Raw genomic sequence first — 15,300 nt, forward strand, 5'->3', positions numbered from 1 at the left:
AATGAAAAAGGTTATGGTTATTGGCTCTCCGGGAGCCGGGAAAAGCACCTTTTCAAGAAGACTTCAAAAAAAGACTAATTTGCCAATTGTATATTTAGATCAATTATTTTGGAAATCTGATAAAACTACTGTATCACCAGAAGAATTTACTTCCCGATTAAAATCTAAAATGCAAACTGATACTTGGATAATGGATGGTAATTATAGTAAGTATATGTTTGATGAAAGACTCAGTGCATGTGATACTGTGTTCTTTTTAGATTATGATGTACATGCCTGTTTGAAAGGTGTTCGTCAAAGACGAGGAAAGAAACGCCCTGATATGCCATGGATTGAAAAACATGAAGATAAAGCTTTTATGGATTATATTAGAGTATTTCCCCAAAGGCAAAAGCCTAAAATTATGAATATGTTAGCTATGCATCCCGATGTGAAAGTTTATCATTTTAAAGATAGGGAAGAAGCTCTAGTTTTTTTAAATAAACTAAATTAAAAAGTGTCTCATGATTGGGACACTTTTTTGGTTATATTAATTTTTTAAACTGGCAATAGGATATATTGTATAGTCTGCACGATAAACAAATAATCTATGACCATCTATCACAAATTGCGTAGCATTTTTCATATCACTTTTATGAATAGAAACATTTCTACCGGTAAATACTGCAACAGGCATACCAAGCTGACTTCTAATCATTACTACCTTGGAATCACCACTCCAAGCATTTTTAAAATTTTGATACATTGTATTCAACAGTGGTATGGAATGATTTTGGTCATTAATATTGGTATGCTTATTATAAGTATCAATATAGTTTTTTATGCCTTCATATGCAATTAAGGTAGAACCTACATGAATCATTCTATTGTTACCATAATCTACATCGATAACACTAGAGCCTTCATTACCTTTGTCGTCTTTTTGGGACATCTTTTTATCAGTATGAATATCGACTGATTTAGCCTTAATTTGATCGATCTTTTGACCGTTAGAATCATAAGTTGATACTGTTAATGGTAACGCTCCAATTTTGGAACGCATTGATAATTCCCAATTAGCTATGTTACTACAAGAAGATAAGGTAATCATTACTGCACTAAGACTTAAAATTAGCGTTAATTTTTTTAGTAATTTCATAGTATTATTCTCCATTATTATTTAGTTCAATTAATTTTATCACGATATAAAAGCATATAAAAAGCGCTATTTAACGTAGCGCTTTTTATAATCTATTATTTAAAACTATTAGCTTTTACATAGGCATTTTTACCTACTCGATAATAAGATTCATTGTTAATTGAATGCTTGGGACCATAAGTTTTAACTGGTGAGCCTTGTTTGTATGTCTTCCATTCAGGGTTAATTGTGCCATCGTTTCTATAAACATCAGCATCTTGTTTAAAAGTACGTGCATTCCCTAAAACATTACTTGCCATAACATACTTATTTTCACCAATCCTAATTACAGACTTACCGTTTAATTTAGTTTTATTACCATAATATTTAATTGATGTGTATGCTTTATAACTTTCGCCCGTACGGTTACCACTAGAATCATAAACATATGACTTGTACATTACTGTACCAGTATGTTCAACATTTGAATTAGTAGGAGCTTGAGAAACGGCAGAGCCAGAGATGGAAAGTGGTAAGATGGTAATATTACCATCAGTTGACATACCTTTCCAATTATCGGTAAATTGCCAAATTGCTACACCATCCATGGATGGAAAATACTTAAAGTTAGGTTTATCAACCCTACCAGAAATAGCATAAGCTGCGACCCACAAAGAGTTAGGATACTTTTTAACAACGGATGGGGTATCGATATTATTTTGAAGGACTGATGAACTAGCATAAAGAAGAGGTTGGTAGCCAGCTGCCTTAATTTGATCCATGAAGGCGATAATTGCTTTAGCAGTTACTGTTTTACCATTGGTGATAATATTACCTTGTCCAGTTTCATAGTCACAAGCAAGATACGAGCCTTTAGGTAAACCTAATGCTTGTGCGGAAGAGATAGCATATTGTGCTTCTTTCTTGGCTGTGGATGCATTAGAACTAAATGTAGCGAAATGATACCCCATTGGCATCATATCATTGGCAATTGCTGATTTAATTTGGCTAGCTCCTTTAGGATTGCGATAGCTGGTACCTTCACTAACTTTTACGATAGCGAATTGTGAACCCGCTTTAGCGTGAGCGGTTAAATCTGCACTTTGGTAGCTAGCAACATCTATTCCTAATACTTTGGCAGCAACAGAGGTTGATGAAGCCTGAACTGTTTGACTAGTTGAGATTACGCGTGGCATAAGAGCTATTCCTGAGTTTAGTAGCATTGTTGTACATGCCAATTTGATAATAGTTTTCTTTTTAAACAAATTAATTCCTCCATAATTGGTGGAGAGAGTTAATAACTATATCTCTCACTTTATATAAAATCTATACTTTATAGAATACAGATATAATAAGAAAAAGACAATGCTGGAGATTAAATGTTAACGAAGTGTTAATGAGATAGAAACATTTGAAATATTATTGATACATAAGCTGTGTATTTCTTATAGAATTTCAAAATAAAAATCTATCTTTATTGTTAACAAGCAACGAAATTAGCATATAATATTTACAAATGGTTGATAAGCAACAAAAAGGAGAATGATAATAATGAGTAAACTATTAGTAATCAAAGCACATCCACATACTAGTAAGAGTTTGTCACTTATGGTAGGCAAGAAATTTATTGATATATATAAGTAAACACATCATAATGATGAGGTTATTATCCGTGATCTTTATGCAGGCGAAGGCGTTCCACCATTAAACGATGTGACAATGGAAGCTTGGCGCAAGCAAAATTTAATGAGCCAATGACCAATGAAGAAAAGAACCTTTTAAATCGTCATGCAGAATGGCTTGATGAGTTTATGAAGTGATGATAAGTACATCTTCATTAATCCAATGTACAATCACTTCTTACCAGCAGAATTAAAGCAATACTTGGATTTAACTGCTGTTGCACACAAGACCTTCAAGTATACAGAAAAGGGAGCCGTAGGTTTATTGAAAGGCAAAAAGGAAATGCATATTCAAGCTGCAGGTGGTTTGTATCATGGTGAGGGTATTAAACCAACTTTACCAGATTTAGGTAGTATATATTTAGACAATACTATGAAATTTTATGGTATTGATAACATAAATAGTGTTTATATTGAAGGAGTAGATGCTGATCCAACTAAACGTGACGATATTGTTAATGCTGCAATGAACGAAGCAGAGAAAAAGGCTAAAGAATTCTAAATTGGTAGTATATAATTGACTTAAGTTATTATGGAGAAAGTCAATATGAACAAAAATACTACTATAGATAATATCTACAAGACGATTGAAGATATTAAAGCAGAGAATGAAGGACGTCATGGATCTAAGGAGCAGCTCTGGATCGAAGAGCATTTATCAGATGAAAGTTTGCGTGACATTGTTCCTAGCCTGTCTATTATTGCCTTACATATATTGTCTAGCTTAGAAAGTGACGATAAAACAGGAATAGAATTGTCTGAACAGCTTCAAGTCACTCGCGGTGGAATTACTAGAGCAGCTAAAAAACTAATGCAGTATGATTTAATATCTTCTCTGCAAAAGCAAGGCGATCGTAAGAAGATATACTATCATCTTTTAGATTCAGGTAAAGAGATCGCGATTGTTCATGACAAGATGCATGAGCAGATTAATCAAAGAATATCGCAATACTTTATGGAAAAATACTCTGAGAATGAATTAACGATAGTAGATAAGTTCATTAAAGACGTTTACAACTTTGAACGTAATTTTTCCTAGTATGAGGGATGCATTATTCGAAAGTATTCATTAAATATTCTAACTGATGTTGAGTGATAGCCTGTAATTGAAGAAGACTTTCACGACGCCCATTTTCATTGCCGGCGAGTATATTTAAAAGTACTGATAAGCCTTATGCTTTTGAAAATGCAGGTTATTATCAAAAATTTAATATTAGATAGTAAAAGGGATGCCTACTAAAATTAATAGTAAGCATCCCTTCTTAATTTATTTTTTATTAAAAACAAGTAAGTAGAACATTGCAGTGGTAATTTCTGCAATGCCTTGTAATAGTATGGCAAGACTACCATTAAATCTCTGTACGATTATCCCACCCAAAAAAGATCCTATAGGAATCATACAGTTAATAATACTGCTGTTAATTGTCTCGATTCTACCAAGTATGTGTGGACTGAAGCTTTCTTGAATTATAACTTCAAAGTTAATATTCATGATACTAAGCCAAAAAGCATTACTTAATGCAAAGACAAGTATTAACCAGGGTATGCAGGTAGCAGCAAGGGCTTCTAGAACTACAGAAATTCCAGCTAAACCTAAACAGATGACAACCAGATGTTCCAATTTATATTTTAAGGTACTTACTTTGGTAATAGCTATGCTTCCTAATAAACCGCCAATGGAAGAGAAGAATTCCAATCCACCATAGCTAATTGCAGATTTGGTCAAATATTGACTGGCAAAATATGGCATCCCTATTGAAGCAATACCATAAAACAAATTAGTTACCGCAAGAGGGATGATTAAAAGCAAGATTTGACCCTCATCTTTTAGTACATGCCAGCCTTTAAGTAAATCTTGTAAATACTTACCGGTGAAGTAATCATTATTTTTTTCAGATAACATTAAATTTCTTGGTAGATATAACTTAGCATAAAAGCCAATAGCAATAGCAAAAACAAATGTACTAATGATCATTGCCGTATTTAATGAAAAGCAAGTTACTATTACTGTTGCTAATGCGTCAAGAAATAAATCTAAAATGCGATAGGTTAACTGAAATAAACCATTAACCTTAGTTAATTTATCTTTGTTGATTATAGCTGGCAAGATTTTTTCTTCAGCTGGATAAATTAATGTTGATCCAATAGTAGATAGTACATACGTTAGTAGCAACAGAACAAGTATTAATTGCTCTAAGTTTTTAAAATAAAACAAGATTGTAGCAATTATACTTAAAGCAACTTGACCTAATGTTACGTATTTAAGCAGATTTTTAATGTATATTCTATCAATCAATGGTCCAAATATGAACGCACACATGTCGATAGTTGAATCTGCAATGAAGACTAACGATAGGATCATTGGTGAATGAAAAACAGTCTTAAAGTACCACAAAATAGTTATGTAGAACAACGAGTCTGCGACATTAGTAGCTATGCGTCCAATTAACAGTAAATTTACATTATGATCTTTAATTTTAAACATTTTCCCGTTCCTTTAATAATACTGTGACAAAGCAAGTATTTCTGAAAGTCAGGGAAAAGTTATCTATTCAATTGTAGTTAACAAACCCCAAACTTTCAGAATTTGGGGTTGAGCTGTAAGTAGCGCTTAACGGTTAAAAGAAAGTAATTTAACCGTAAGCTTAAACCTAAGTTTTTATGAGTAAACACTTAGAATACATCTCCTATTTAAAAATTGACCATATTATAGCATGAGCTGCTCTTAGTATCAAACAATTGCATCTTAGTTAGAAAAAATGACCACATAGTAAAAATAGATTGTAAATTAAAAATAGGGGGGTAATATTAAAATATAAATAAAAATTTAAGTATTTTAAAAGGACTACTTGGAGGAAAAGCCTATGACAATAAGAGAGCTTTTTAAAAGTAATATACCGCGTTCAATCTTAATCATTACGCTTTACGTGTTATATGCATTTTCTGGTAGTTTTTCGCAGTACTTTCTTAAATATGCTTTAAACGGAATTACTGCAGGAAAACTAGATACATATATTTATTGGCAATTTATTCAAGCAGGACTAGAAATTATTACTGCCTTGCTTCTGCCAATTGCAACTGTGGTTTTTACCAGACAAACGCAAGATTATTTACATATGATTAGGAAAGACATTATGCACCATTACTATGGTGAAGGGGATGCTAAGCTTGCTGATATGCAGAATGAACTAACTGCCAATCTTAAGTTACTTACAACAAACTATGCAGCCACTTGGGTCACTATTTTAAGTGGTATCTTGGAAATTACCATTGCAATTGCTTTGTTGATAAGCATGAACTGGATTTTGATTGTAACTACAGCAATCTTAGCCGCTATTACTTTATCTTTACCTAAGATAATGGAGAAAAAGACCTCTATAACAATGGATAAGGTAAACCAAGAGCACAGTAAATTGCTGAATGCGATTGAACATTGGTTGGGTGGTCTCCAAGAATTACGTCGTTATACTGCTTATGGCAGATTAGCTAGACAAATGCAGAAAGTTAGTGGCAATTATGTTAAGGCAAATAAGCAAAACTATAAATACCGGGCAATTTCTGAAATTATCAATGGATTGGGTAATGCTTTATCACAAATAGGGATGTCAGTCGTGGCTGGTATATTATTCTTGATGCATATTATTTCATTTGGTGATTTTGCGGTTGCTAGCAGTTTTGCTTTTACTATTTTCTCAGGTATTTGGGATATCACCAATGCTTTAACCAAGGTGAAGTCAACTAAGGCATTACGTGAACAAACCGCTGAGTTACGTAAAGCCAAAGGTATTTCTAAGAAAACAGATGCCTATGGTGTTGCTGTATCTGGGTTAAAAGCCAAGTATAAAGAAGGAGAAGAGATTTCTTACCCTGACTTTACAATCAAGAAAGGGCAAAAAGTTCTATTGGTTGGTGACTCAGGTACAGGTAAATCTTCTTTGTTTAGGATGTTGCTAGGTAAGCTTAAGCCTGAAGCTGGGCAGATAACTTTCTTTGATCAGAACGGTCAAGCTATTTCTTTGGATAAAGCAAAAGTTGGATACTTACCTCAAGATCCAGTTGTCTTTCCTGCAAGTATTAAAGATAATATCGTGATGTTTAATGATAAACTGACAAACAAGATAGCTGAAGTTACTCAGTCAGTTCAATTACGGCCTGATTTAGCTAAAATGCCAGCGGGAATTGATACTGAAATAGATTTAAAGAAAGAGAATCTATCAGGTGGTCAAAGACAAAAGGTCGTACTAGCTAGAAGTGAAATTCATGAACAGCCATTTGTCTTAATGGACGAGGTAACTAGTGCTATTGACCAAACTACAACTGAAGAAATTATTGATAAACTCCTTCAAACAGACCAAACAATCTTATTAATTGCACATAACTTTACCCCAGAATTACAGGCAAAATTTGATCAGATAATTCAATTGAAGAGTAAGAAAGGAGCAGCAGAAAAATGAATTTAAAGCAATTTGTTTATATTCATCCCTTTAGATTTGCTTTATTTGTCTTAGGATCAATAGTAGTACCTGCTATGGCTATTTTTAGTACCTACTTGACTCAAACCTTAACAAATATCCTACTGGCAAGAAATTGGCATGATTTTATCTTGCTAGCTATTATATGCTTTTTCATCATGCTTATTTTGAACTTCCTAATACCAATAGTGCAAAATACTGATAATTATTTACAACAAGATCTAAATCAACAAGTTAGAGCTAAGATAGTTAAGCACTATTATGATGATCAAAAGCAACATTCTGTTGCAGATATGCAAAACCGATTAACTAATGATCTAACACTTATTAATGAAAATTACTTTGACAATTTATTCGGTGTGATTTATGGTACCGTCTTGATTATTAGTGTATTAATTTATTTGATTCTGTTAAGTTGGCAGTTATTAATCGTGATTTGCATAATGGTAGCTGTATCATTGCTTCTACCTAGATTAACAGAAAAACCATTACAAAAAGCCAATCAAATGATCTCTGATAGTAATCAAGTTTATCTAGATACATTAAATGATTGGTTATCAGGCTTAGAACAGATTAGACAATTTTTGGCTGGTGCTAAGTTATTCTCAGTTACTGCAAATGCTTCAAAGAAATTAGAAGATGCCAACGTCGAGCAAACTAGCTATATTAAATTGCTTGAAGCTGTTAATGGGATCGTTTCAGCATTGTTCGGCTTAATACTATTCATTCTAGCTGGAGTTTTGGTTAAACAAGGTACTATAACTATTGGTGCTTTAATAATTGTAGGAAACTTCCGCTTTTACCTTAATCAAGGTATTAATTTGGTTACATCTGGTCGTGGTGCAATGAAAGGTACGACTAAATTGATTGAAGAAGTTGATCAGTCAGCAAGTAGTGTTATGGTACCAAAAGAAAAGCAAGGCGTTGTACCTGCTTCAATTGAAACTCATAATCTTAAATTGCAGTTTCCAAATGGTGAGAGCTTAGCTTTCCCAGACTTGCAAATTAAGCAAGGTGAAAAGATTTTATTAACCGGTGATTCAGGTGCTGGTAAATCTACATTGTTTAAATTGATTCTGGGAGAATTGAAGCCTAGTGAAGGTAATGTAGTTTATAAAGATCAGAATGGTAATGAGATTACTCCTGATTTAAGTAAGATTGGTTATATACCACAAGATCCAGTAGTTTTCCCAGCCACAATTGAAGATAATATTACAATGTTTAACGATCAGCTTGATAGCAAAGTTAAAGCCGCGGTTAAAGAAGTTAATTTTGATACAGATATTGATAAATTCAAGGATGGTTTAAATGAAAAGTTAGATTTGGATAAGTTAAATATCTCAGGTGGTCAAAGACAGAAGATTGTTTTAGCTAAAGCTAAAGTGCATGACAGTGACATTATTCTGATTGATGAAGGTACTAGTGCCATTGATCAGAATGCTACAATGGATATATTGAAGAATTTGGTTAATAGTAAGGCAACGATTGTCTTTATCGCACACAACTTCAATGAAGGGATGCACAAGTTGTTTGATCGTGAAATTCATTTGGTAAAGGAATAGGAAATATAAGGAGAAGTATATTATGGAAAGCTACGGTCCATTAGTCCCTATCTGGGTACAAGCAATTATTATTGCTCTAGTAATATTTATTTTGGTTAGATACGGTCGCTTAATTTCTACAAAATGGACAGGAATTGCATGGGGTGTGATTTGTCTACTGTTTCTCTTAATAGTTGCTTTTAAAGTCGATTATATTTACAACATTGCTTCAAGCATAGTGGGTGTAGTTTCGGCAATGTTTTTCTACAAAATTATATCTACTAGATCTAAGATGCCTCAAGCAGCTGTCATTGCTATTTCGTTTGCCCTAGTGGTAATTTGGCTGGTTGTCTACATGTTTATTCTGGGCTGGATATTTAGTTAAGATATAAACCAATAAAGACACTTGTGTTATTACGCATAAGTGTCTTTAATTAATCTATAAGTAAAGAAAGTGCAGAAGAATGAGCGATGAAGAATTAAAGATAGACGATCAAGAGCAAATAATTCAAGGAGTTAAAATATCTGATTTGGTTTTGTATAAACAAGTTCGCTTTGTGGTGCAGAATAATCATCTATAGGGATGCACAGGAACTCGCTAAAAAAGAATTCGAAATCACCGCGCAAAGAGAGCTATTTCTTTTAAAGCGAGGAGTTAAAGTCAAAAATATCAGTGCATTTGCTAAAATAAATGAGTTTTTATTTACGCCATTATATGATTGAGCAGGCGAGTATCGACAAGGTAATTTCTATAAAGGCAATACAGTTTTTTGATTGCAATCACTTTAACTATGCTGAAGAAGATGTTGATCATGTATTAACTACACAAAGGAAAAAGAAGAAACTAGATGCTGAAGATTATGCTCAATTGATGGATTTACTAAATTATATGTACCCTTTTAGAGAAGGTAATGGGCGTAGTACACGCTTATTTTTACAGTGTTATGCAGCAAATCATGGTCAATGTATCGTTGTTTATCCTCTAACTAATAATGGCCTGATACAGGCATTAAATAATGCCGATGTGCATGAAATAACCAGTCTTATTAAAATTGAAGATATATAACTGGATTAGAAATTAGGCTTGAAACTTTGTTTGTAGGAGTTTTGAGCTCTTTTTATTGGCTACTTTCCTGCTCCCTAGTCATAGAGGAGGGGAGATTTAGTTAAATATAACGTCAAAACTAGCAAATTATGTGTTATAAAACTAAAATATATAGGCTATATCAACTAAAATACTGTGCTTTTTGCATTAAGAAGCATTTTATTTGGTGATCTTTAAATTTAAAGAATAAAAAATACCGGTTTGAGATCATTGCTATAAGTAATCAGCTAAATAGGTTAAGAATATAATAAAATTTTGGAGGATATAAGCCGATAAGTACAAATAGCAGGGAAGGAATATTAAACACACGAACAAATGTATGCTAAAAATGGATTGTAAGGTTATAAAAGTTAATTGAAAAGAAAATTTGGCTTGAATGTGTCAGATAAATAATTAGATATAAATAGTTTAAGCTAAAAAATATCTAGATACTAAAAAGCCGAAAATTCAATGATTTTCGAGAGAGGTTCATCTAGCTAGCATTAAAATAATAATTTTATAGAAAGCAACAATAAAAATATTCAGTAAAATTATGTGTTTTGCTGAGTTTGCTTGAATGATGGAATATCACTAAATTTCATTTGAGCCCTTAATATCAATAATAATTTAATCAGCAAATTCAGAGTTCTCTATTATGCAAGTTAGTTAATGCATAAGGTCTTCAAAATGTATGTTTAAAATCAGCCGTCAAGCATCAATTATTGCTTGCTAAAAAGCATATTGCCGTAGTATTTATAAAATGCTATTTTACAAATAAGTATCTGAATAAGTCCTAATTATTAGAATTTGATGGATTTATGGATCGACGATTTCAGATGCTTTTACATACAATTATTCATTACCAGAATTAGTTACTTTAACTAAATATAAAATCAAAATAGAGTTAGCCTAAATTGATTAGTAGTTGTTGATCAAAATAAATGGACTTGATCATAGAATTGCGATCTCAGCATTTAATTTTTAAACTAAAAGACAATAAAGATAATATGGAAGTACAACTAGCTAAAGTTAAACAACCGAAATAGAATAAGTTAAGAATGTAAATCTTTAAACTAAAAACATAATTAATCAAAATAATAAAAGCTCAAAATCTGCGGGCTAATTTTAAAGGTATTTCATCTATTGTTGATTTTTATCATTTTACTTTACATAATACAAATTATGCGCAGATGTATTTAGAAATAATTTGTTAACCTTTACCTATTCTCTTTTTCTTAATTTAGAAAAAATAAAATCCTAGAATTTAAATAATAGTTCTAGGATTAATATGAATTTATTTAAGCATCATTTTTTCCGGATAAGTCTAACTTTTTATGTTTTCTTATTGCAATAATATAAATACAATTAATTATTGCTAAAAATATGACTGCAATCCAAATAGTTTTTAATACCCAAATTTTTTGTAGCAATGCTGATACAATTGCTCCGAGTCCAAATGAAATAACTAGCATCATATAGTTTACTGCAGCAGTATATTTACTTTTATCTTCCCCAAAGAAAAATGCACTCCATGCAACTACAGATTTTTTTAAATTACCAGTTGTAAAAACATTATTGTATCCCATTCCTTCAATTTTACTAAAAGATGCATTTTGAACTGCTAAACCAAAAGCAATTGCTGGAACAATATAATAATTGGGTACACTTTTGGGCAAAAAACCAACTACAATGCAAATTACTAAAATGGGAAATAAACAGAATACTCGCCAATAATGACTTTTTACATATTTATGAAATAAGCCTACTAATAGTAATCCTAAAGAAAAAGCAATAAATGTACTAGCTCTATTAATCATGCCGGGTATATTATGATCTGCTAATGCCGAACTAAAGAATATAACATTTCCTGTTTGTCCAGCAGACAGTGTGTGCCCCCTTTGAATATATGTGTAAGCATCAATGAAGCCTCCACAAAAAGTTAAAGCACAGGCTAACTGACGTGATTCTGAAGGCCGATTGCTATTAATAATGTCTTTTAAACTCATTTCAATCCCCAATCTTTATAAAATATACAATCAAATTTATTATAAACTTTATAAAAAAATATAGTTAATTTTATTTTTATAAAGTTTTAGTATCATTTTTTGATAAATAGTCAAATTATTTAATTTTTTGAGGTAGAATTGCATACAAGACTGGTAAATCACACTTCATAAGTATATAAAATAAAATAATATTAATATTTAATATAATGGCAAGTTTATAATATTAAAATAGTTTATTCATTTTACCTAAAATGTTTTATAGTCTATAATTATAAGAATATAAGTACTTTGAAAGGATCGAATGCTTTGTGAATATTAATTTAGGAGAAGAGATTTCTCGTAGAAGACGTGAACAAAACTTACGCAAGAAGATCTAGCTGAATTAAGTGATTTATCTGTGAACTTTATTTCACGTTTGGAAAGGACTAAGGATCAAAATATTAGTATTCAGAAGCTTGATTCAATTGCACGTGCTTTGAATACTACTACTCCTGATATTGTTAATAACGCTTATCGAGTTAAAAAGATTAGATCTGAAAATCCTACTAATAATACGCCAATTTTTGTTCAAAAAGTTACAAATGAATTACGCAAGTTACCTACTGTTAAGGCTGAACGGATTTGTAAGTCCTTAATTGTTCTTTTAAAAGAAATGGATTCAAAATAAAATAGCTGTTGATTAAGAAGTCAACAGCTATTTTTTATACTTTAATCATTAAAAATAGATTTATTAATCTTTATACTATCGATTTTAATGTCTTCAAGCGGCTTATCTAATTTATTTTTCTTAGCTTTAGCAATTTTATCAACGATATCCATGCCAGAAATTACTTGACCGAAAACTGTGTGACGTCCATCAAGCCATGGAGTTCCACCCTGTTTATATGCGTTAATTATTTCTTTAGGATAACCAGCTGGTTCCATTTGTTTAATATAGCGCTTAGGCATATTTTTATTTTGAACAATAAAAAATTGACTTCCATTAGTGTTAGGACCAGAATTTGCCATGGATAATGCTCCACGTAAGTTGAACAATTCGCGTGAAAATTCATCTTCAAAAGGATGATTCCAGATACTTGTACCACCTGTTCCATCGCCCTGGGGATCGCCACCTTGAATCATAAAATCACTAATTACACGATGAAATGTTGTTCCATCATAGTATCCCTTTTGTGCTAAACGAACAAAATTTTCGACAGTCATAGGTGCTTGTTCAGGAAATAATTGAATCTCAATGTCACCATAGCTAGTTTTTAGGATCGCCTTAGGCCCATCTACTTTATCTAAATTTAATTGTGGGTAATTCATTAATAATCTCTTTTCTAAATATATAATTAACCTTTTAATTTTAACATAAAGTGTATATTGTTTATTTCAATTAATATTAGGAGAAAACAAAAATAAGAAGTAGTTTAATTACACTACTTCTTATTCGCTGATTATAATTAAGCATTAAAAGCATCAGTAAGTGGTGGAACAACTTGCTTCTTACGTGATACCACTCCTGGTAACTTAACTTCTGAATCATCAAGTTTCTTATCAAATGCTTTTTCAAAGAATGACTTAGTTTCATCTGAACCTACAACTAGAGCTTCAGAATCTGAGTCAAGGATATTAGTAATTAAAAGCATAAACATGTCATAATCATTGTCATTTGATGCTTTCTCCATGGCTTTTAAGAATGCATCTTTACGTTCTAATGCTTCTGGCAAATCAACAACATTAATTTGTGCAACACGGACGTTATGACCATTTAATTCGAAGCTCTTAGCATCTAAGTCAATTAATTCTTCTTCTGATTTATCATTAATGTTAGTACCAGCTTTAAGCATTGCTAAACCGTAATCCTTGTAATCTACGCCTGCAATTTTTGCTAAAGCTTCAACCGCTTCTTTATCATCATCAGTAGTTGTTGGTGACTTAAGAAGCAAGGTATCTGAAATAATAGCTGAAAGCATTATACCAGCAATTTTTTCAGGAATTTCAATATCATTTTCATTAAACATTTTCCAAACAATAGTTGAGGTACAACCCACAGGTTCTGCACGATAGTACAAAGGATCTGCAGTATTAAAGTTCATAATTCTGTGGTGATCCACAACATGAGTAACCTTAACTTTATCAATGTCTGATACGCTTTGTTGTGGTTCATTGTGGTCAACTAACATTACTGAATCAACTTCTGGTGCAGCTTCTTTAATAACACGTGGTGCTTCAAAACCAAATTTTTTAAGAGCATATGCAGTTTCGTCATTAGGTTCACCTAGTGCAACAGCTTCAGTATTGTACCCTAATTTGTTTTGTAAGTATGAAAATGCAATAGCAGTACCAATGGCATCAGTATCTGGATTTTGGTGTCCGAAAACAAATTCTTTTTCCATTAAATAAATTGCCCCTTTTTCTAATTTTCTTTTTGTTTTACTTCTTCTAATAGTCTACTAGAATTAACGTATTTATCCAAGAATTTTTCCCATTCTTTTAGTAGATTTTGCATTCTAGGAATCTCTAATTTTCCTTTTCTGTAGACGTATGAAATGTGGAATTTATGTTCTTCGTCTAAGTAAACTGGTGTTAAATCTATAGCATTATGATGTGCATCATAATATGATTCGGTAACAAATGTATCATAATCTGTTTCTTCAGACATTTTAATAAGCTCTTCAGTAGAAGCAATTTTAATTGGAATATTTGGCTTGTGTTTCTTTCCAAAATATTCATACATTAATGGTGTTAAGTAGAAATCATCAGGATAAGATACCCATTTTCTATTTAAAAAACGAGATACGGGGTAACTTTTACCAGCTTCAACAGTTGTTTTATGTGTCAATACAACTAGACGATCATCATAAATAGTTTGATGATTATATTGATGACGTAAGTTAGTCTCCTCTTTTTTAGTGTTATCAGGCAAATACATAAGCGCCATGTCAATCATATTAGTATCTAATCTACGCCATAACTCCTTACGATCATAACAATCAACGGTAAAAGTTACATCAGGATATTTTTGATTAAAGTAGCGCAAAAAACGGTAAAATATATCTACTTGTAATGTATTTAAGATACCAATAGATATGTGCCCTTTATCAGCTTGGGTATATTCTTGGATATCACTTACAACTCCATTAATAGTATTAAGTAATTCAACTGCAGCAGATTCCATTTTTTTTCCTGCTTCAGTTAAATACAGTTTCTTTCCCATTTGGCCAAATAATGGAGCACCAATAGCATGTTCTAATTTTTTAACTTGTTGGGTTAGTGCAGGTTGAGTTATACCCAAAATTTGAGCAGCTTGAGTATAATTCATAGTATCAATTAATTGTAAAAAATAACGCAAGGATTTGGCTGAAAGTATAGTATCAGTTTTAGGCATAATGATTATCTTCTTTCTTTTTATA

The 15,300-nt window shown here is 31.8% G+C and carries 13 protein-coding genes and 2 pseudogenes; 8 read left to right on the top strand and 7 right to left on the bottom strand.

Going from position 1 to position 15,300, the window contains the following annotated elements:
- Position 1 precedes the first annotated feature (1 nt).
- On the top strand, positions 2 to 493 hold the full coding sequence (locus SO785_RS03065) for a P-loop NTPase family protein (RefSeq protein WP_003547510.1): 492 nt from the start codon (positions 2 to 4) through the stop codon (positions 491 to 493).
- A gap of 36 nt (positions 494 to 529) precedes the next feature.
- Here the strand turns inward: SO785_RS03065 and SO785_RS03070 are convergent, their stop codons facing one another.
- Entirely contained in the window at positions 530 to 1,138 is a 609-nt protein-coding gene (locus SO785_RS03070; RefSeq protein WP_011254351.1) for a DUF5052 family protein, read from the bottom strand.
- Between the two features lie 95 nt (positions 1,139 to 1,233).
- A complete protein-coding gene (locus SO785_RS03075) occupies positions 1,234 to 2,382 on the bottom strand; it encodes a GH25 family lysozyme (RefSeq protein WP_011254350.1) in 1,149 nt (382 codons plus the stop codon).
- 286 nt (positions 2,383 to 2,668) lie between these two features.
- On the opposite strand from SO785_RS03075, the pseudogene SO785_RS03080 reads away from it, so the two are divergent.
- Together SO785_RS03080 and SO785_RS03085 are read left to right on the top strand one after the other, a co-directional pair.
- Positions 2,669 to 3,301, top strand: a pseudogene (locus SO785_RS03080) (FMN-dependent NADH-azoreductase).
- 30 nt (positions 3,302 to 3,331) lie between these two features.
- Entirely contained in the window at positions 3,332 to 3,838 is a 507-nt protein-coding gene (locus SO785_RS03085; RefSeq protein WP_003547502.1) for a MarR family transcriptional regulator, read from the top strand.
- A 228-nt stretch (positions 3,839 to 4,066) separates the two neighbouring features.
- On the opposite strand, the gene SO785_RS03090 is transcribed toward SO785_RS03085, so the two are convergent.
- The gene (locus tag SO785_RS03090) at positions 4,067 to 5,284 is read right to left on the bottom strand and encodes an MFS transporter (RefSeq protein WP_003547500.1); all 1,218 of its coding nucleotides are present in this window, start codon (positions 5,282 to 5,284) and stop codon (positions 4,067 to 4,069) included.
- Positions 5,285 to 5,663: 379 nt separating this feature from the next.
- Between SO785_RS03090 and SO785_RS03095 the strand changes: the two genes are divergently transcribed.
- The 4 genes from SO785_RS03095 to SO785_RS03110 all read left to right on the top strand — a co-directional run bounded on the left by SO785_RS03095 (position 5,664) and on the right by SO785_RS03110 (position 9,878).
- Positions 5,664 to 7,253: an ATP-binding cassette domain-containing protein gene (locus SO785_RS03095; RefSeq protein ID WP_003547498.1), complete on the top strand. Its 1,590-nt coding sequence runs from the start codon at positions 5,664 to 5,666 to the stop codon at positions 7,251 to 7,253.
- Positions 7,250 to 8,833: an ATP-binding cassette domain-containing protein gene (locus SO785_RS03100; RefSeq protein WP_003547496.1), complete on the top strand. Its 1,584-nt coding sequence runs from the start codon at positions 7,250 to 7,252 to the stop codon at positions 8,831 to 8,833. Before SO785_RS03095 ends, SO785_RS03100 begins: the two co-directional genes overlap by 4 nt.
- A 22-nt stretch (positions 8,834 to 8,855) precedes the next feature.
- On the top strand, positions 8,856 to 9,197 hold the full coding sequence (locus tag SO785_RS03105; RefSeq protein WP_003547494.1) for a hypothetical protein: 342 nt from the start codon (positions 8,856 to 8,858) through the stop codon (positions 9,195 to 9,197).
- A 306-nt stretch (positions 9,198 to 9,503) separates the two neighbouring features.
- Positions 9,504 to 9,878 carry a Fic family protein gene (locus SO785_RS03110; RefSeq protein WP_011254347.1) on the top strand — a complete coding sequence of 125 codons (375 nt, stop codon included), beginning with the start codon at positions 9,504 to 9,506 and terminating at the stop codon, positions 9,876 to 9,878.
- A gap of 1,316 nt (positions 9,879 to 11,194) precedes the next feature.
- Here the strand turns inward: SO785_RS03110 and SO785_RS03115 are convergent.
- The gene (locus SO785_RS03115) at positions 11,195 to 11,902 is read right to left on the bottom strand and encodes a YoaK family protein (RefSeq protein ID WP_003547489.1); all 708 of its coding nucleotides are present in this window, start codon (positions 11,900 to 11,902) and stop codon (positions 11,195 to 11,197) included.
- Between the two features lie 308 nt (positions 11,903 to 12,210).
- On the opposite strand from SO785_RS03115, the pseudogene SO785_RS03120 reads away from it, so the two are divergent.
- Positions 12,211 to 12,569: pseudogene (locus SO785_RS03120) on the top strand (helix-turn-helix domain-containing protein).
- 41 nt (positions 12,570 to 12,610) lie between these two features.
- Here SO785_RS03120 and SO785_RS03125 read toward each other — a convergent pair.
- From SO785_RS03125 to SO785_RS03135, 3 genes are all read right to left on the bottom strand, one after another.
- A complete protein-coding gene (locus tag SO785_RS03125) occupies positions 12,611 to 13,210 on the bottom strand; it encodes a peptidylprolyl isomerase (protein WP_003547484.1) in 600 nt (199 codons plus the stop codon).
- A gap of 137 nt (positions 13,211 to 13,347) precedes the next feature.
- Positions 13,348 to 14,283 carry a manganese-dependent inorganic pyrophosphatase gene (locus SO785_RS03130; protein ID WP_003547481.1) on the bottom strand — a complete coding sequence of 312 codons (936 nt, stop codon included), beginning with the start codon at positions 14,281 to 14,283 and terminating at the stop codon, positions 13,348 to 13,350.
- Between the two features lie 20 nt (positions 14,284 to 14,303).
- Positions 14,304 to 15,275 (bottom strand): LysR family transcriptional regulator, encoded by a 972-nt coding sequence (locus SO785_RS03135; RefSeq protein ID WP_021874088.1) that lies wholly within the window; start codon positions 15,273 to 15,275, stop codon positions 14,304 to 14,306.
- Positions 15,276 to 15,300: the final 25 nt, after the last annotated feature.

It is taken from the genome of Lactobacillus acidophilus (assembly GCF_034298135.1).
GTDB lineage: Bacteria > Bacillota > Bacilli > Lactobacillales > Lactobacillaceae > Lactobacillus > Lactobacillus acidophilus.

Coding starts and splice junctions, on each gene's coding strand:
- SO785_RS03070 (WP_011254351.1), bottom strand. CDS start 1,138: ATGAAATTACTAAAAAAATTAACGCTAATTTTAAGTCTTAGTGCAGTA.
- SO785_RS03090 (WP_003547500.1), bottom strand. CDS start 5,284: ATGTTTAAAATTAAAGATCATAATGTAAATTTACTGTTAATTGGACGC.
- SO785_RS03115 (WP_003547489.1), bottom strand. CDS start 11,902: ATGAGTTTAAAAGACATTATTAATAGCAATCGGCCTTCAGAATCACGT.
- SO785_RS03065 (WP_003547510.1), top strand. CDS start 2: ATGAAAAAGGTTATGGTTATTGGCTCTCCGGGAGCCGGGAAAAGCACC.
- SO785_RS03105 (WP_003547494.1), top strand. CDS start 8,856: ATGGAAAGCTACGGTCCATTAGTCCCTATCTGGGTACAAGCAATTATT.
- SO785_RS03130 (WP_003547481.1), bottom strand. CDS start 14,283: ATGGAAAAAGAATTTGTTTTCGGACACCAAAATCCAGATACTGATGCC.
- SO785_RS03100 (WP_003547496.1), top strand. CDS start 7,250: ATGAATTTAAAGCAATTTGTTTATATTCATCCCTTTAGATTTGCTTTA.
- SO785_RS03095 (WP_003547498.1), top strand. CDS start 5,664: ATGACAATAAGAGAGCTTTTTAAAAGTAATATACCGCGTTCAATCTTA.
- SO785_RS03110 (WP_011254347.1), top strand. CDS start 9,504: ATGAGTTTTTATTTACGCCATTATATGATTGAGCAGGCGAGTATCGAC.
- SO785_RS03125 (WP_003547484.1), bottom strand. CDS start 13,210: ATGAATTACCCACAATTAAATTTAGATAAAGTAGATGGGCCTAAGGCG.
- SO785_RS03135 (WP_021874088.1), bottom strand. CDS start 15,275: ATGCCTAAAACTGATACTATACTTTCAGCCAAATCCTTGCGTTATTTT.
- SO785_RS03085 (WP_003547502.1), top strand. CDS start 3,332: ATGGAGAAAGTCAATATGAACAAAAATACTACTATAGATAATATCTAC.